Source organism: Burkholderia sp. Bp9031, assembly GCF_003857965.1.
GTDB classification, from domain to species: Bacteria; Pseudomonadota; Gammaproteobacteria; order Burkholderiales; family Burkholderiaceae; genus Burkholderia; species Burkholderia ambifaria_A.
In genome coordinates, this window is the sequence record NZ_QTPW01000007.1 from 233,645 (window position 1) to 250,710 (window position 17,066).

General features: G+C 66.9%; 20 protein-coding genes. 16 read left to right on the forward strand and 4 right to left on the reverse strand.

The window, feature by feature from the left end; all coding sequences use genetic code 11:
* Positions 1-14: 14 nt before the first annotated feature.
* The 7 genes from DIE15_RS12455 to DIE15_RS12485 are packed head-to-tail and all read left to right on the forward strand — an operon-like array spanning position 15 to position 4,154.
* Positions 15-1,010, forward strand: a complete 996-nt coding sequence (locus DIE15_RS12455; RefSeq protein ID WP_124833400.1) for an RNA-directed DNA polymerase — start codon at positions 15-17, stop codon at positions 1,008-1,010.
* 9 nt (positions 1,011-1,019) lie between these two features.
* Positions 1,020-2,258 carry a hypothetical protein gene (locus DIE15_RS12460; RefSeq protein ID WP_124833360.1) on the forward strand — a complete coding sequence of 413 codons (1,239 nt, stop codon included), beginning with the start codon at positions 1,020-1,022 and terminating at the stop codon, positions 2,256-2,258.
* Positions 2,255-2,761, forward strand: a complete 507-nt coding sequence (locus DIE15_RS12465) for a hypothetical protein (protein ID WP_124833361.1) — start codon at positions 2,255-2,257, stop codon at positions 2,759-2,761. Before DIE15_RS12460 ends, DIE15_RS12465 begins: the two co-directional genes overlap by 4 nt.
* The gene (locus DIE15_RS12470) at positions 2,754-3,308 is read left to right on the forward strand and encodes a hypothetical protein (protein WP_124833362.1); all 555 of its coding nucleotides are present in this window, start codon (positions 2,754-2,756) and stop codon (positions 3,306-3,308) included. Before DIE15_RS12465 ends, DIE15_RS12470 begins: the two co-directional genes overlap by 8 nt.
* A complete protein-coding gene (locus tag DIE15_RS12475) occupies positions 3,305-3,604 on the forward strand; it encodes a hypothetical protein (RefSeq protein ID WP_260428241.1) in 300 nt (99 codons plus the stop codon). Before DIE15_RS12470 ends, DIE15_RS12475 begins: the two co-directional genes overlap by 4 nt.
* Positions 3,601-3,933, forward strand: a complete 333-nt coding sequence (locus DIE15_RS37630) for a hypothetical protein (RefSeq protein WP_260428242.1) — start codon at positions 3,601-3,603, stop codon at positions 3,931-3,933. Before DIE15_RS12475 ends, DIE15_RS37630 begins: the two co-directional genes overlap by 4 nt.
* Entirely contained in the window at positions 3,930-4,154 is a 225-nt protein-coding gene (locus DIE15_RS12485; protein WP_260428243.1) for a helix-turn-helix domain-containing protein, read from the forward strand. Before DIE15_RS37630 ends, DIE15_RS12485 begins: the two co-directional genes overlap by 4 nt.
* On the opposite strand, the gene DIE15_RS12490 is transcribed toward DIE15_RS12485, so the two are convergent.
* Positions 4,151-5,179, reverse strand: coding sequence for a tyrosine-type recombinase/integrase (locus DIE15_RS12490; protein ID WP_124833363.1), 1,029 nt, complete (start codon positions 5,177-5,179; stop codon positions 4,151-4,153). The genes DIE15_RS12485 and DIE15_RS12490 overlap by 4 nt on opposite strands.
* Before the next feature lie 816 nt (positions 5,180-5,995).
* On the opposite strand from DIE15_RS12490, the gene DIE15_RS12500 reads away from it, so the two are divergent.
* The 7 genes from DIE15_RS12500 to DIE15_RS12530 all read left to right on the forward strand — a co-directional run bounded on the left by DIE15_RS12500 (position 5,996) and on the right by DIE15_RS12530 (position 13,217).
* Positions 5,996-7,021 (forward strand): substrate-binding domain-containing protein, encoded by a 1,026-nt coding sequence (locus DIE15_RS12500; RefSeq protein WP_057927854.1) that lies wholly within the window; start codon positions 5,996-5,998, stop codon positions 7,019-7,021.
* Between the two features lie 65 nt (positions 7,022-7,086).
* Positions 7,087-8,115 (forward strand): ABC transporter substrate-binding protein, encoded by a 1,029-nt coding sequence (locus tag DIE15_RS12505; protein WP_124833365.1) that lies wholly within the window; start codon positions 7,087-7,089, stop codon positions 8,113-8,115.
* 17 nt (positions 8,116-8,132) lie between these two features.
* Positions 8,133-8,957, forward strand: a complete 825-nt coding sequence (locus DIE15_RS12510; protein ID WP_057927852.1) for an ABC transporter permease — start codon at positions 8,133-8,135, stop codon at positions 8,955-8,957.
* Between the two features lie 10 nt (positions 8,958-8,967).
* Positions 8,968-9,864: an ABC transporter permease gene (locus DIE15_RS12515; protein WP_124833366.1), complete on the forward strand. Its 897-nt coding sequence runs from the start codon at positions 8,968-8,970 to the stop codon at positions 9,862-9,864.
* 13 nt (positions 9,865-9,877) lie between these two features.
* The gene (locus tag DIE15_RS12520) at positions 9,878-10,909 is read left to right on the forward strand and encodes an ABC transporter ATP-binding protein (protein WP_057927850.1); all 1,032 of its coding nucleotides are present in this window, start codon (positions 9,878-9,880) and stop codon (positions 10,907-10,909) included.
* 38 nt (positions 10,910-10,947) lie between these two features.
* On the forward strand, positions 10,948-11,772 hold the full coding sequence (locus DIE15_RS12525) for a phosphodiesterase (RefSeq protein ID WP_124833367.1): 825 nt from the start codon (positions 10,948-10,950) through the stop codon (positions 11,770-11,772).
* A 245-nt stretch (positions 11,773-12,017) separates the two neighbouring features.
* Positions 12,018-13,217, forward strand: a complete 1,200-nt coding sequence (locus DIE15_RS12530; RefSeq protein WP_124833368.1) for an MFS transporter — start codon at positions 12,018-12,020, stop codon at positions 13,215-13,217.
* Positions 13,218-13,238: 21 nt separating this feature from the next.
* Here DIE15_RS12530 and DIE15_RS12535 read toward each other — a convergent pair whose 3' ends face one another.
* Positions 13,239-14,420: an EamA family transporter gene (locus DIE15_RS12535; RefSeq protein ID WP_124833369.1), complete on the reverse strand. Its 1,182-nt coding sequence runs from the start codon at positions 14,418-14,420 to the stop codon at positions 13,239-13,241.
* Positions 14,421-14,915: 495 nt separating this feature from the next.
* Here DIE15_RS12535 and DIE15_RS12545 point away from each other — a divergent pair, with 495 nt between their 5' ends.
* The gene (locus tag DIE15_RS12545) at positions 14,916-15,269 is read left to right on the forward strand and encodes a type II toxin-antitoxin system RelE/ParE family toxin (protein WP_124833370.1); all 354 of its coding nucleotides are present in this window, start codon (positions 14,916-14,918) and stop codon (positions 15,267-15,269) included.
* Positions 15,266-15,547: a helix-turn-helix domain-containing protein gene (locus DIE15_RS12550; RefSeq protein ID WP_057927845.1), complete on the forward strand. Its 282-nt coding sequence runs from the start codon at positions 15,266-15,268 to the stop codon at positions 15,545-15,547. Before DIE15_RS12545 ends, DIE15_RS12550 begins: the two co-directional genes overlap by 4 nt.
* A 47-nt stretch (positions 15,548-15,594) precedes the next feature.
* Here DIE15_RS12550 and DIE15_RS12555 read toward each other — a convergent pair whose 3' ends face one another.
* Both DIE15_RS12555 and DIE15_RS12560 read right to left on the reverse strand, forming a co-directional pair.
* Entirely contained in the window at positions 15,595-16,383 is a 789-nt protein-coding gene (locus DIE15_RS12555; protein WP_124833371.1) for a molybdopterin-dependent oxidoreductase, read from the reverse strand.
* A gap of 30 nt (positions 16,384-16,413) precedes the next feature.
* Positions 16,414-17,046, reverse strand: coding sequence for a cytochrome b/b6 domain-containing protein (locus tag DIE15_RS12560; RefSeq protein WP_057927843.1), 633 nt, complete (start codon positions 17,044-17,046; stop codon positions 16,414-16,416).
* Positions 17,047-17,066: the final 20 nt, after the last annotated feature.

Sequence of the window (17,066 nt, forward strand, 5' to 3'; positions counted from 1 at the left end):
CGCTCGCGTTCGAGATAGACCTCGAACACAACCTGCGCCGCCTGCATGACGAGCTGGCCGGGGGCACCTATCGCCCCGGCCGCTCGATCTGCTTCGTCATCACTCGGCCGAAGCACCGCGAGGTATGGGCGGCCGAGTTTCGCGATCGCGTCGTGCATCACCTGCTGTACAACCGCATCGGCCCGCGTTTCGAGCGCTCGTTCATCGCCGACACGTTCGCATGCATCAAGGAACGCGGCATGCTGCGCGCCGCCGAGCGCCTCGAATCGAAGATCCGTTCGATCACACAGAACTGGTCGCGGCCGGCGTATTACCTGAAGTGCGATCTCGCGAACTTCTTCGTCAGCATCGACAAGACGATCCTGCTCGAGCTGCTGCTCGCGAAGATCCGCGAACCGTTCTGGCGGTCCCTGGCTGAGATCGTGCTCATGCACGACCCTCGTACCGATTTCGTCTATCGGGGCGATCCGGCGCTGCTCGAGCAGGTGCCGCGTCACAAGCGTCTGGTCGAGCAGCCAGCACACCTCGGCCTACCGATCGGCAATTTGTCGAGCCAGTTCTTCGCGAACGTCTACCTCGATGTGCTCGATCAGCACGCGAAGCATCAGCTGCGCGCGCGGCACTACGTTCGCTACGTCGACGACTTCGTGTTCCTGCACGAATCTCCAGCTCGGCTAAACGAGATCCTCGCGGACGTGACGGCGTTTCTGCCGGCCCGGCTCGGCGCGCGCATCAATCCTCGCAAGACGATCCTGCAACCCGTCGACCGCGGCGTCGACTTCGTTGGCCAGGTCATCAAACCCTGGCGCCGCGAGACGCGGAAGCGCACGCGCAATGAAGCACTGCGCCGTGTCGCAGAAACGCCGTCCGGCGACCTGATGCCCGTCGCGAATTCGTACTTCGGGCTGCTACGTCAGGCGACTGCGAACCACCACGACCGCGCGCAGCTCGCGAATCTCCTGCGCTCGCTCGGGAAGGCTGTTGATCGCGATCTCACAAAAACATTCTGAGGACCACACATGACCACCGACAATAGCCGCGCTGATGCGCTGACGGAAGCCGCAACGATTTGCGACCGGCTGGCGAGCGCCAATGAACGCCTCGGGCCGGCAACCGGGCGGGGCAGCTATATCCAGAAGATCGGCACCGCTTCGATGCGGCGCTGCGCGGACGCGATCCGCAACCTTCGCGCCGCATCCCCTGTCGAGCAGCACGAAGCAGCGCCAATTCCCTACGACGGCTTGACCGAGGAATTCACGGAAGAAGTGGCCCGGCTTGCTAACGATGCGCCCGGCATCCGCGAGGCCGTCTCCGGTGCGCTCACGAGTTGCAACGCGATCATCGCGCCGTCCACTGAGCAGCACGAAGCAGCGCCGGCCGACGACGCGGAAGCAATGCGCGATGCGGCGATGCGAACCGTTCAGGCAATGGGGCTCGTTTACACCCCGGGTTCCGATCGTTGGCGACCGGGTGTCGCACAGCCCGAACCGCCAGTGGCGGACGAGCGGGCGGCTCCTGAATGGGCGCTCGGCGTTACCGTGTCGAAGCAGTGCGAGGAAATGGATGCGATCCGCGAGGCGCTTGAGCTCGAAGAGGACTGCGACTACTCGGTCATCCTCGACGCGATTCAGGAATTGCGCGACGCCCGCGCCTCATCGCCCAATGCAGCGGGGGCGGAAGAGATCGAGCGGTGCAAATGTTGCGGCTATCTCGTAACCGCCAGCGAACATCGGGGGTGCCTGCGCGCAGCTGAGCCATTGAATTCGTCCCCTCCCGCCACGGCATCCGCGCAACCGGCAGAACTGGCCGGCGAGTGCTTCATCGTCATCGGCCACGGTGAAACCGACATTCCGGAGGCGAAGATCGTCATGTGCCGCGACGATTTGCTCGATGCCGTTCTCAGCTTGATCTACGGCTCAGCATCGGATGCCCCGGAGGATTTGCGCGTTATGTATGCGCAGGATCTCGAAGATGAACATCAGTGGGCGGCTGATGTGTGGAGCTGCTCGTTCGAGATCGGCGGCATCGTCGTCTGGCACGTTGGGCTTCATCCGATCGCCGCCCCGGCATCCGCTCCTGTCGGGCTGACGGAGGAACACCCGCTCATAGTGATGATCGATAACAACATCGCCTCGATTGGCAACGTGGCAATCGCTGCCGATGAAAAGTCGCTCACGGGCCTGAGCAAGCTCTTGCGCAAGGTCGGCGACACGTTATCGCAGGCCCGCAGCGCCCTTCTCGAGGGAGCCAAGCAATGAGCAGAAGCGGATATACGGATGAAGACGAGGACGGCACTCTTGGCTTGTGGCGCGGTGCCGTACATCGGGCTATCAGCGGCAAGCGTGGTCAAGCAGCGTTGCGCGAGCTCGCCGCCGCTCTCGATGCAATGCCGGTAAAGTCCCTCGCGGCCGAATCGCTCGTGAACGAAGACGGGCAGTTCTGCACCCTCGGCGCGCTCGGTCACGCTCGCGGGCTGGACATGGGGCCGATCGACCCGGACGACTGGGATGCTGTCGCCGTGGCATTCAATATCGCGCCAGCGATGGTCCGCGAGATCGTCTACGAGAACGACGAAGGGCTGTATCCATTCGAGCCCATCACCTTCGTGCTGTGCGGCCCGGTGCGCCCCTGGTATCCGGAATGGGGGCAACACGTCTTTAGAAAGTACGAGCGTATCCCGGAGGATCGTCTTGGCGCCAAGCGCTGGCAGCGCATGCGTGACTGGGTCCAATCGAATCTGGAAGGAGCCAAGCATGAATAAGACGCTGACGGCCGCCGAGCGCGCCACGATCATAGACGCCTGCCAGAGCATTTCGCGCAGCGCTGACGGACTGAAAGCCGGTTGCGCGATCGGTGACGAATGGCCTGATGCAGACGACAAGGCGTTCTACGACGCTGAATTGCGCCTGCTCGGCCGCTTGACTGACCTTCTCTCCGCCACACCCCAGCCCGTCGCCGATGATGCGGCAGCGCAGAGCGAGGAGCGGGCGGCAGCGATCGAGGAATGCGCAAAGGTCTGCGACGAGCTGGCCGAGAACTGGAATCTTCAAGCGCAGGTTGCCCGAGACGGCCGCTACGACTTCATGGCCGAAGTGGGCGACCGGTGCTCCGACGAGATTCGCGCGCTTCTCTCCACCCACCCCACTCCACAAGCAGGTGCGGGACGGGCGGTGATGGACGAACGCATCGCGCGTCTTCGGGAAGCCATCGAAGGCGAGTGTGATGGCTTGGCGGTCGACTACCACCATGCACGCGCGATCCTCGAATACGTGGACGGCGACGCCGCCCGCGAGGGAGAAAAGCAATGACCAAACTCTGGATGCTCAATATCCAAGGCCCGGACGATGTTGTAGCCGCACCGTCGAAAGAGGATGCCGACAAGGTTGCCGTTGCGTTCAATGCGTATTGGGACGCATATCTCGCGAAGCAGCGAGCGCAGTCGGTTGCAGACGGCCGCAATCCCGACCACTGGCCGACCGTCACGGCAGTCGTCATCGAATGGGATGGCACGGCCAATGAGCACGCCGAAAGCGTCGCCAAGTACTGGCCCGAGTACGCGGAATACCTCAAATTCGACGCCGCCCGCGGGGGAAACGCATCGTGAAGCAGATCGACCAAACAACCCTCATCGCCCACATGGAGCTCGACCGCCCCTACACGATCGATCAGATCCATGACTGGTTCGATAGCCGGCAAACCGTGGGCGTCACCAGAAAGATGCTCACCTGCGCCGCCCACATCGGCATGATCGTGAAACGCGCTCGCGGAGGCAGGCAGATGGAATATGTTCGCGTGCTATCAACGGCTGAGAAAGCCATCGATCCGCTCACGGCCACACCACCCGCGCCGCCGAACCTGAAATCTACGCTCAACGGCTACGATCGCGAGATCAGCCGCCGCGTCGAGCTTGCCATGACCACGAGGGCACGATGATGGAAACGAACGAAGTGATGAACGTCGCCCGCCGCGCGGTGCAGCTCTACGCGGAAACCCATCCGCGCCCGACGCACGTAACGCAGATTCAGGCAGCCGAAATGCTCGGGATCAGCCGGTGGACGGTGAGCAAGATGGTAAAAGCCGGCAGTCTCAGGTTGAACCGGTGCGGCCTCATTCCGATCGAGGAGATCGACAAGGCTCGCGAGGCGCATGCTTAAAGCCGCGCGGCGATCTGCTCGGACGTCTCGCGGTAGTAGTGTTCCTGCAGCAGCTTCAAATCCTTGATCCCGCTGATGCGCGATAGCGTCAGCACATCGACCTTGCGAGCCAGGCGCGTAAGCGCCTCGCCTCGCGAGTCGTGAAACGTCATTCCCGTGATCAGCAGCGCGATCCGCGCCTTTCGAAACAGCGTGCTCAACGAATCGGCGTCGACGGTGAAGCACTGCTCACGGTGGGCGACCGCCTTCAGTAGACGCAGCGCGGGCCGCGGCAACGGAATCTCGCGCGGCCTCCCAGTCAGGTACTGCATCTTGTGCTCGAGCCGCGCAACCCCGGTCTTCATGTTCAGCGTTTTCTTCCCGAGCCCGCGCAGTTCCTTCGCGCGCATGCCGCTATGTAGCGCGACGAGCCACGCGAGCGCGACCTCCTGGTATATCGTCGTCGGCTCATGTCCGGTTCGATACCCGAGCCAGCGTACGATTCTGCGAACCTCTTTCCAGTGGACGCGCCGCGTGCGTGGAGCGTTGTCAGGCGGGATACCTAGATCAGTGAATGGGTTTACGTCGGCCCACTTCCATTCCTTCCGCGCGATCGTGTAGACGTTGCGGTAGAGGTTGATCTCCCGCAGTACGGAGCCGTTCGTGATGCCGTCCACCTTCTTGCCGTCCGGCCCGACATATCCGGATAGACGCCGGTCGCGCCACTCAGCCCACATTGGGGTATCGGCCTGCGACAGCGGCCGCTGCGCGTACTCGGGAAACTGTTTGATGAACGAGGCGATGCGGTTTTGCTCCCACTTCGTACCGCCCTTCTTCGTCGATACGCGGGTCGAGTATTCGTTGAGCGCGTCGCCCAACGTATGGCGGTCACCGACCGGCATGTCTCGTAGACGTTTCAGTTCAGCTTCGCGCGCGGCGCCCCACGCGTTTGCCTCGCGACGTGTGCGCAGCACCTTCGAATCGCGTACGCCGCCGACATAGACCTGCGCGCGGAAGCCATCTTTGTGAGGGGTGATTGATGCCATCGTGGGGAGAATGGTGTGTAGCGGATGGGGAATCCATTCTACAACCCTCCCCATAAAGCGGGGGAAAATACCTGTATGCATGAACAGGTGCGTTGCGCTAACCCGTTGTTTCTACAAGATTCCACTTTTAGAGAAAGTGTGTGTTGAACCGTCGTGGTGCCGGGGACCGGACTCGAACCGGCAAGCCAATGAAGGCGGCGGATTTTCGTCACACTGCTTCTTTCAAAGCCGGCGTCGTCGAAACGACGCCGTTCGTGCGCTGGACTATGCCTTCGCCGTCGCGCGCGGGCGTGATCGCCACCCGTGCGCCTTAGGCGCCCCCCGTCTAGTCTCTACACCTTCCTCGCGGCGCTGTACCCGCGAGGCTTGGCTCGGCGTTGCCTCGATGCGCATGCGCACATCAGGGGTTTCGCCGAATTTGAAGGGTTCTGCACCGACCGTTTCCGGCCGGGCACTCAATCGTTTAAGTCCGCTATGTTTACCAATTTCATCACCCCGGCAAAAGGGCGGACGCGATTCTACCATTGCTTGCACATGCGTTCGCTGATTCACGCGCAATACATCGCGACGCAGCATGTTTGCCTGCTCCGTCTTCGCGCGGCTTCACATGCGCAACCGACATCGCGCGACACCGTCATCGATTTCGTCCCGCGCCGCAGCATCCACCGATACAATCGACTCCGCCCCGCTCGCCAGGCGTCAAACGTCTGATGTTTGTATCGTGCTTTTTGCGAAACCGACATCTCGCGCGTCATCGCGAAGTCACAAACGTTTTCGATAATTTCCCCGCCGAAAACGTTTACATCGCGTAACTTCATGACCCCGACCATCAAGGACGTCGCCGCGCTCGCCGGCTTCTCGATCGCCACCGTCTCCCGCGCGATCAACGCGCCACATACCGTCAGCCCCGCCACGCTGGCGACGATCCGCACCGCCATCGACACGCTGCAGTTCCGCCCGAGCCCGCTCGGCCGGCAGTTGCGCGGCGAGCGCACGCGCCTCGTCGGCGTGATCGTGCCGACACTGTCGAACCCGGTGTTCGCCGACTGCCTGCAGGGCATCGACGAACTCGCGACCGCGGCCGGCTTCAAGCTGATCCTGATGACGACCGAATACGACGCGGCGCGCGAGCGCCACGCGATCGAGACGCTGCGCGAGCAGCGCGTCGAAGGATTGATCCTGACCGTCGCCGATGCGGACACGCATCCGCTGCTCGACATGCTCGACCACGACGGTCCGCACTACGTGCTGATGCACAACGACACGCAACGCCGCCCGTCGGTGTCGGTCGACAACCGCCGCGCCGCCTACGACGGCGTCCGTCTGCTGACCGCGCGCGGCCATCGCCGCGTGCTGATGCTGGCCGGCTCGCTCGCCGCATCGGATCGCGCACGCCAGCGTCACCTCGGCTACGCGCAGGCGCTCGAGGAAGCCGGTGTCGCGACGCTGCCGCCGGTCGAAGTCGACTTCAACGCGGCCGAGCTGCCCGATGCGGTGCTCGCGCACCTCACCGCGCAAGCCACGCGCCCGACCGCCCTCTTCTGCAGCAACGACCTGCTCGCGATGGTCGTGATGCGCGGCCTGCGCCGCGCAGGCTTCTCGATTCCGGACGACCTGTCGGTGCTCGGCTTCGACGGCATCGCGATCGGCGAGCTGCTCGCGCCGCCGCTCGCGAGCGTCGCAACGCCGAACCAGGACATCGGCCGCCATGCGTGGCGGCGCCTCGTCGAATGCATCGGCGGCGCGACGATCGAGCGCACGTCGCTGATCCTGCCGCACACGGTGCGCGACGGCGCGACGGTCGCGCCGCCGGCTGCCGACCTGCAGTTGCGCCACGCCTGAACGAACGCGCCGCGCGGGTCGTGCGCGGTGCGACGAGATACCCATACCCCGCCCGGAGACCCACCGTGTCCTTTCGCCTGACCTCGCTGCTGCGCGTGCTCGCCGCGCCCGTCGCCTGCGCCGCGCTCGTCGCGCTCGCACCCGTCGCCCACGCCGACGAAACCGCGATCTGCTACAACTGCCCGCCCGAATGGGCCGACTGGGCCGCGCAGATCGCGGCGATCAAGCAGAAGACCGGCATTCGCGTGCCGTTCGACAACAAGAACTCGGGCCAGGCGATCGCGCAGCTGATCGCCGAGCAGAAGAGCCCGGTCGCGGACGTCGTCTATCTCGGCGTGTCGTCCGCATTCCAGGCGAAGGACAAGGGCGTGATCGCGCCGTACAAGCCCGCGCACTGGAACGACATCCCCGCGAACCTGAAGGACCCGCAAGGCTACTGGTTCGCGATCCACTCGGGCACGCTCGGCTTCTTCGTGAACAAGGACGCGCTCGACGGCAAGCCGATGCCGCGCTCGTGGTCCGACCTGCTGAGGCCCGAATACAAGGGCATGGTCGGCTACCTCGATCCGTCGAGCGCGTTCGTCGGCTACGCGGGCGCGGTGGCGGTCAACCAGGCGCTCGGCGGCAGCCTCGACAACTTCAAGCCGGCACTCGACTGGTTCCGCAAGTTGAAGGCAAACGCACCGATCGTGCCGAAGCAGACCGCGTACGCGCGCGTGCTGTCCGGCGAGATTCCGATCCTGCTCGACTACGACTTCGACGCGTATCGCGCGAAGTACAAGGATCACGCGAACGTCGAGTTCGTGATTCCGAAGGAAGGCACGATCGCGGTGCCCTACGTGATGAGCCTCGTGAAGGGCGCGCCGCACGACGCGAACGGCAGGAAGGTGCTCGACTTCGTGCTGTCCGACGAAGGCCAGAAGCTGTGGGCCAACGCGTACCTGCGTCCGGTGCGCGCACAGACGCTCGGTGCCGACGTCGCCGCGAAGTTCCTGCCGGCGAGCGAATACGCGCGGGCGAAGCCGGTCGACTTCGGCAAGATGGCGGCCGGCCAGCAAGCGTTCGGCCTGCAATACCTGCAGGTGATGCAGTAAGCAGCCGGAGCCACGCCATGCTCGACCTGACTTTCCCGCTGCGCTGGCGCATCGCGCTCGTCGCGCCGGCGCTCGCGGTGTTCGCCGCGTTCTGGCTGCTGCCGATGGCGGCACTCGTACAGGTGTCCGCCGACGGCGCGTTCTTCGCGCAATACGCGGCGCTGCTCGGCAATGCACGCTACATGAAGAGCCTCGGCGAGACGGTGGCGCTGTCGGCCGGCGTCACGCTCGCGACGCTCGCGCTGTCGACGATCTCGGGGCTGCTGCTCGCGCGCCGCGAGTTCCCGGGCAAGCGCGTGCTGCTCGCGCTGCTCACGTTTCCGCTCGCGTTCCCGGGCGTCGTGGTCGGGTTCATGGTGATCATGCTTGCCGGGCGGCAGGGGCTGATCGGAATGCTGTCCGCGAAGCTGACCGGCGACAAGTGGGTGTTCGCGTATTCGGTTGCCGGGCTGTTCGTCGGCTACCTGTATTTCTCGATTCCGCGCGTGATCGTCACCGTGATTGCCGCTGCGTCGAAGCTCGACGCGTCGCTCGAGGAAGCCGCGCGCTCGCTCGGCGCGTCGCCGTGGCGCATCTTCGTCGACATCGTGCTGCCGGCGCTCGCGCCGGGCCTGATCGCGGCCGGCGCAATCTGCTTCGCGACCGCGATGGGCGCGTTCGGCACCGCATTTACGCTCGCCACCGACCTGAACGTGCTGCCGATGACGATCTACACCGAATTCACGCTGAACGCGAACATCGCGACAGCCGCCGGCCTGTCGATCGTGCTCGGCATCGTCACGTGGGCCGTGCTCGCGCTCGCACGCCGGTTCACCGGCCACACCGCCGCCGCCGCGGCCTGAGGATTCCGTCATGCAATCGCTTTCCGGTTCGTCCGCGCCGTCGCCAGCGCCCGCTGCGTCGCACGCGAACGGCGCCGCACGACGCGCGCCGCGCGTGTCCGGCGCGCGCGCGATCGCCGCGCTGCAATGGGGCGTCACGCTGCTGTTGTGCGCGTTCCTGATCGCGCCCGTCGTGATGTCGGTGCTCGCAGGCCTCACCGTCAACTATTTCCGCGGGCTGTCGAGCGGCCTCACGCTGCGCTGGCTCGAACAGGTGTGGCAGCAATACCAGGGCTCGGTCGCGCTGTCGCTCGGCGTCGCATTCGCGACGCTCGCGATCGTGCTCGCCGTCGGCGTGCCGGCCGGCTATGCGCTCGCGCGCAGCCAGAGCCGCGTCGCCCGCGTGATCGAGGAAGCGCTCGTGCTGCCGGTCGCGCTGCCGGGCCTCGCGTCGGCGCTCGCGCTGCTGGTCGTGTACGGCGGCTTCACCGCGTTCCGGATGAGCCTGTGGTTCATCGTCGTCGGCCACGTCGTGTTCACGCTGCCGTTCATGGTGCGCGCGGTCGCGGCCGTCGCGGCCGGTGCCGACCTGCGCACGCTCGAGGAAGGCGCGGCGAGCCTCGGCGCATCGTTCGTCACGCGCTTCGTGACGATCGTGCTGCCGAACCTGCGCCCCGGCATCGTCGCGGGTGCGCTCGCGGTGCTCACGCTGTCGATCGGCGAATTCAACCTGACATGGATGCTGCATACGCCCGACACCAAGACGCTGCCCGTCGGGCTCGCCGACACCTACGCATCGCTGCGTCTCGAAGTCGGCAGCGCCTACACGATCGTGTTCCTGCTGATGACGCTGCCGCTGCTCGTCGCGATGCAGTGGCTCGGCGTCGATCCGTCCGGTACGCGCGCACTGAAGCGCCGGCCGCGCTGAACCTACCGCTCCCATGAAACTCGACTCCACTCCCATCACCCTGACCCGCTGCGCGAAGACGTTCCGCGGCACGCGCGTGCTCGAACCGCTCGACCTGTCGATCGGCGCGGGCGAGACGCTCGTGCTGCTCGGCCCGTCCGGCTGCGGCAAGACGACCACGCTGCGCCTGATCGCCGGGCTCGACACGCCGGACGCTGGCGGCACGATCCTGTTCGGCGGCGACGACGTGACCCTGCTTCCGATCGAGCGCCGCCAGGTCGGCATGGTGTTTCAGAACTACGCGCTGTTTCCGAACCTGACGGTACGCGGCAACGTCGGCTACGGGCTGAAGATCCGCAAGACCGAGCCGCGCGCGCTGCGCGAACGCGTCGACGAATTGCTCGCGATGATGCGGCTCGACGCGCACGCGGACAAACCCGTCGATCAGCTGTCGGGCGGCCAGCGCCAGCGTGTCGCACTGGCGCGCGCGCTCGCGGTGCGCCCGCGCGTGCTGCTGCTCGACGAGCCGCTGACCGCGCTCGACGCGAAGTTGCGCGACGTGCTGCGCCGCGAGATGAATGCGCTATTGCGCGAACTCGGCGTGACGACCGTGTACGTGACGCACGACCAGGCCGAGGCGATGGAACTCGGCGACCGGATCGTCGTGATGGGCGCGGGCCGCATCGAGCAGATCGGCACGCCGCGCGACATCTACTACCGGCCCGCGAACCGCACGGTCGCGCAGTTCATCGGCACGCTGAACCGGCTTGCAGGACAATGGCGTGAAGGCGCGCTCGTGACAACGGGAGGCTCGATCGTCACGCCGCACGCCGCCGACGAGTGGTTCTTCCGCCCGGAGGACGCGCAGCTTGCCGATCCCGCGCATGCGCCGCTGCGCGGTGCGATCGGCGCGTGCGCGTTCCTCGGTGAGCGCACGCGACTCACGATCGAGCATGCGGCGCCCGACGCGCTCGTGATCGACGTGCCGGGCCGCGTCGAGCTTGCGCGCGGCACGGCGGTCGGCATCGCGATCGCGTCGGAGGGCCTGATCGCACTCGCCGCGTAACACCGCCCCACGATAACCAGACATTCCGAGGAACGACGATGCTGCTTGCTCAAATCAGCGATCTCCATATCAAGCGCCCGGGCCAGCTCGCGTACCGGCGCGTCGACACGGCCGCCGCGCTCGCGCGCTGCATCGCGAAACTGAACGCGCTGGTGCCGCGCCCCGACGCCGTGCTCGTCACGGGCGACCTGACCGACTTCGGCCACGACGACGAATACCGCCATCTGCGCGACCTGCTCGCGCCGCTCGAGATTCCGTACTACCTGATGGTCGGCAATCACGACGATCGCGCGGGGCTGCGCCGCGCGTTCGCCGATCGCCCGGAGCTGCACGAGGGCGAATTCGTGCAATACGCATTCGACGTCGGCGCGGTGCGCGTGCTCGCCCTCGATTCGCAGGTGCCCGGTACGAGCCACGGCGACCTCTGCGACGCGCGGCTCGCGTGGCTCGCCACGCAGCTCGACGCCGCGCGCGACCGGCCGGTGATCGTCGCGCTGCATCATCCGCCGTTCGCGTCCGGGATCGGGCACATGGACGCGCTGCGCCTCGCGCCCGCCGCCGCCGCGCAGCTCGATGCGCTGCTGCGCGGCTATCCGAACGTCGAGCGCGTGCTGTGCGGCCACGTGCACCGTACGATGTTCACGCGTTTCGGCGGCACGCTCGCGTCGGCCGTGCCGGCGCCCGCGCATCAGGTCGCGTTCGACCTGCGCGCGGACGCGCCATCCGCGTTCCGGCTCGAGCCGCCCGCGTTCGCGGTACACGTCCATACGCCGGAAACGGGGATGATGTCCCATCACGTATATGTGGACGAAGGCGACGGGCCCTATCCGTTCTATGAACCGAACGGGGAACTGGTCGACTGACGGCGCGCATCGCGAGCGAATGACGCGGAATGACGCGCGGCGGCCGTCGGTCGGCGCCCGTTGCGGCCGATCGGCACCGACAGCGGCCCGCCGCACCCGGATCGCGCCCGCCCAGCCGCCTGGCCGCGCGCCCGGCAGGATTCACGGTGCTCCGGTATGATCGGCAGCCTTGATCGGCACCCGGCCGCCTGCGCGACCGACGCCGCGCCGCGCGCCACGCCGCCCCATTCCGTTCCGTTGCCGCCATGTCCGCCGCCTCCACCGACCGTCCGACCGACGCCGCCTCGCCCCACTACTCGCGCAGCCTGCTGTTGCTGCTGGCGACGATCGCGGGTGTGTCAGTCGCGAACATCTACTACAACCAGCCACTGCTCGACAGCTTCCGCTCGGCGTTTCCCGACGGCGCGTCGTGGATCGGCACAGTGCCGACCGCGACGCAGCTCGGCTATGCGGCCGGCATGTTCCTGCTCGCGCCGCTCGGCGACCGTTTCGATCGCCGCGGGCTGATCCTGCTGCAGATCGCGGGCTTGTCGATCGCGCTGATCGTCGCCGCCACCGCGCCGTCGCTGGCGGTGCTCGCCGCGGCAAGCCTCGCGATCGGCGTGCTCGCGACGATCGCGCAGCAGGCCGTGCCGTTCGCGGCCGAGATCGCGCCGCCCGCCGAGCGCGGGCATGCGGTCGGCACCGTGATGAGCGGGCTGTTGCTCGGCATCCTGCTGGCGCGCACGGCGGCCGGCTTCGTCGCCGAATATTTCGGGTGGCGGGCGGTGTTCGGTGCGTCCGTCGCGACGCTCGTCGGGCTGGCCGCGGTGATCGTGCTGCGGCTGCCGCGCAGTTCGCCGACGTCGACGCTGTCGTACGGCAAGCTGCTCGGCTCGATGTGGCATCTGGCCGTCGAGTTGCGCGGGCTGCGCGAGGCGTCGCTGACGGGCGCCGCGCTGTTCGCCGCGTTCAGCGCGTTCTGGCCGGTGCTCACGCTGCTGCTCGCCAGCGCGCCGTTCCATCTCGGCCCACAGGCCGCGGGGCTGTTCGGCATCGTCGGCGCGGCCGGTGCGCTGGCCGCGCCGTACGCGGGCCGTTTCGCGGACACGCGCGGCCCGCGCGCGATCATCTCGCTCGCGATCGCGCTGCTCGCGGCGTCGTTCGTGATTTTCGCGCTGTCGGGGACGAGCCTCGTCGGGCTCGTGATCGGCGTGATCGTGCTGGATGTCGGCGTGCAGGCCGCACAGATCTCGAACCAGTCACGCATCTACGCGCTGAAGCCCGAGGCGCGCAGCCGCGTGAACACCGTGTACATGGTGTGCTACTTCATCGGCGGCGCGCTCGGCTCGTCGGCCGGCGTCGCCGCGTGGCGCGCATTCGGCTGGATCGGCATGTGCACGGCCGGACTGCTGTTTACCGCGCTCGCCGGCTGGTTCCACCATCGCGGCGCACGGCGCGGCTGACCGCTGCCGCGCGCGCCGGCGTCAAGCGTCGGCCCGCGACGCGGCCGGTTCGCCAGCGGGCGGCGGCGTGAATGCCTGCGCGGGATCCATGACCGCGGCCGGATCCATGACGGCGGCCGGTGCCGGCACCGCAAGCGGTACCGCGGAAGGCGCGAGGATCGGCGCCGGCTCGGGCATCGCGACCTGAGCCGGTGCGGGCGCCGCACTTGCGGCCGAATCGGTGGCCACGGCCGCCACGGCCGACGACGCATCGGCCGCCGCGCGCGCGGCGGGACGGCGCGCGGGATCGAACAGGAACGACAGCCCCACGCTGCCGAGGATCGCGATCGTCGCGATCACGGTCGCCGTGGTCACGGGCTCGCCGAGCATCAGCGCGCCGAGCGCGACCGCGACGATCGGGTTCACGTACATGCAGCTGCTCGCGATGATCGGGCTCGTGTGGCGAATCAGGTAGCCGTACGCGACGTACGCCGCCATCGTGCAGAACACCATCAGGTACAGGAACGCGAACACCGGCCCCGCCGCGACCTGCTCGATGCGCTCGCCGAGCAGCCAGGCGGCGATCGTCGACATCAGGCCGCCCAGACCGATCTGCAGCGACGTCGACAGGAACAGGTCCGACGGCAGCTTGAGCCGTGTCGACAGATGCGCGCCGCCCGCCCAGAACAGTGCGCCCGCCAGCACGCAGATCGTGCCGAGCGCCGAGTTCGCGGCGGCCGCGCCGCCCGAATTCAGCACGACGATGCCGACCATCCCGAGCGCGACGGCCGCCCACTCTCCCTTCGTTACCGGGCGCCCGGCGACCGCCGCGATCACGGTCGCGAACAGCGGTACCGTGGCGACCATCACCGCGGCCGAGCCGCTGCTGACCGTGCGCATCCCGAGCGCGATCGTGCCGGACGACAGCGCAACGAGCATCGTGCCGACGATCGCCGAGTTGCGGATTTCCAGCAACGTCGGCCATTCGGGCTTGCGCCGCAGCGCGAAGATGAACAGGCCGATCCCGCCGAGCAGGTTGCGCAGCCCCGACAGCAGCAGCGGCGGGAACGACTGCAGCGCGAAATGCAGGCCGCTGTAGGTCGAACCCCAGACGAAATAGATGAATACCAGCGCCAGTGCGACGCGGCCGCCGCGGCTTTGCGGCAGGCGGATCCGGATCGGCAGGCGGGCGAAGAAATCGAGCAGACGGTCGAGCGGGGTCATCGTTCAGCCCGCCCGCACGAGACGCGTTGCGTGCTCCGCTGAAAGACGCCGGAGAGGCCGGCAAACGGCCCTGACGGGACCGGGAAGGCGGAGACGAACGTGCGGGACGACATGGCAGTGCGAACGGCGACGAATAAGAACCGGCAAGCGGCGGCAGGGGGTCAAAAAACGTGCGCGAACGGCTTCGTCCATGCACGCTCGGCATTATGGCATCAAGGATTCGAAAGCATCGTCGGACATGTCTGAAAGGATATCGACTGATGTTTCGACGCGACAATTTTCGGGCCGCGGGACGTGTGAAATCCGGCGCCGGATACGCGCTGCACGGGCGTCGCGGGCGCCCTGCTCCCCCCTTCCCTCGCGTCACGATCGATACCTCGGCCTGATGGCCAGTCATGCGCGTCAGATATCGCTTCCCGCTTATCGTGACGGTCGGCATGCCCGTCCGGCCGCCGACGTTCCGCTCATTCGATCCGCACACTTCCATACAAAATTTTGTATGATTCCACCATTCTTCCGCCGAAGCCGGTTGTCTTCGCCGGCGGCGCGCTCGACGCACTTCGCGGCTTTCCGCTGCCGGCGCGCCGCGAAGCCGGTCACCAGATCGACCAGGTGCAGCGCGGCCTGGCGCCCGACGACTGGAAACCGATGCGCACAGTCGGCCCCGGCGTGCGGGAAATTCGCCTGCGCGATGCGAGCGGCGCATTCCGGATCATCTACGTCGCGACCTTCGCCGACGCGATCTACGTGCTGCACTGCTTGCGCAAGCAATCGGCGCGCCCCCGCAAGGCCGATATCGAGCTGGCCGCCCGGCGCTATCGGGCGCTGATGATGGAGAGGAAACGATGAGCAACGAACGCCATGCGAGCGTCTGGGACGCAATCGAAGACCAGCCGGCCGAGGCCGAGAACATGAAGCTGCGCTCCGAACTGATGATCGCGCTCAAGCAGCGCATCGCGCAGCTCGAACTCAGCCAGGCGCAGGCCGCGAAACGGCTGGGCGTCACGCAGCCGCGCGTGTCCGATCTGCTGCGCGGCAAGATCAACCTGTTCGGGCTCGACGCGCTCGTGAACATGGCGGCGGCCGTCGGCCTGCGCGTCGATCTGCAGGTGCGTGAATCCGCGTAACGCACCGCGCGGCACGACGGCGGGCGCGGGCGGGCGCGCCTCGTCGCTCACGATCCGCCGAACCAGTTGTACCCCTGGTCGACCCAGTAGCCGCCCGGGTAGGTATCGGTCACGAAGATTTCCATGATGTGCTTCGGATTCTTGTAACCGAGCTTGGTCGGCATCCGCAGCTTCATCGGAAAGCCGAATTCCGGCGGCAGGCGACGGCCGTCGTAGTCGAATGCAAGCAGCGTCTGCGGATGCAGCGCGGTCGGCATGTCGATGCTTTCGTAGTAATCGTCCGCGCATTTGAAGCCGACGTATTTCGCGTGCGTATCGGCGCCGGCGCGCGCCAGGAATGCGCCGAACGGCGTGCCGCCCCAGCGGCCGATCGCGCTCCACCCTTCCACGCAGATGTGCCGCGTGATCTGCTCCTCATGCGGCAGCGCATACAGCTCGTCGAGCGTCCACACGCGCTTGCCCGTCACGCGGCCCGACAGCACGAGCCGGTACGTCGCCGCGTCGACGTGCGGCACCTCGTCGATGCCGTAGTACGCGTTGAACGGGAACGGCCGCGTGATGTCGGCTTCGGTATAGGTCGGCGCGAGCCGCTCGCCGCTGAAGAGCCAGGCCTGCACGCGATCGTTCAGCCGCGATACCCGCTCGAGAAACGTGTTGACCGACGCGTCGTCCTGCAGCGTGCAGCCGGTCAGCATCGTCAGGCCGCCGAGCGTCAGGATGCGGCGATTGAAGAGCCGCCGCGACGGCATCTCGAGCGTGCGGCGCACGTCGAGTTCAAGCGACGTGCGATCGAGCGTCCAGCGCGAACGGTCGCGTGTGCTTTCGGATTCCGACATGATGATTTCCTTTTGTCCGCACGCTGCGAGTCAGCGCCCGCGCAGCATCGCGAGCAGCGAGCGCGGCACGCGCAGCGCCATCGCGACGTGCACGACGAAGAATGCGACCAGCAGCGACATCGCCCAGAAATGCACGGCGCGCGCCATGTCGTAGCCGCCGAACAGGTCGCGCAGCAGCGGAAACTGCACGGACTTCCAGATCGTGAGCCCCGACAGCACCAGCACGACGAGATCGGCGATCGCGACCAGGTACGCAGCGCGCTGCACCGCGTTGTAGACGCCGAGGTCGTCATGCGACAGCCGCCCGCGCAGTGCGGCACGCAGGTCGCGCCAGACGGACGCCGGCGTGACCGGCAGCAGCATGCGCGCGAAGCGCCCGGTCGCGATCGACATCGCCAGGTAGAACAGCCCGTTGGCGGCGAGCAGCCACATCGCCGCGAAATGCCATTGCAGCGCACCGCCCAGCCAGCCGCCGAGCGTGATGCCGTGAGGAAACGCGAACGGCGGATAGATCGGCGACGCATCGTAGATGCGCCAGCCGGACAGCGCCATCACGATGGCCGCGAGCGCGTTGAGCCAGTGACTCACGCGCACCCACGGCGGATGGATCGGGCGCGCGGGCGGTGACGCCGCGTCGCGACCGGTGGCGGGAACGGTTTGCATGGTGGAGCCTCAGAGGATGC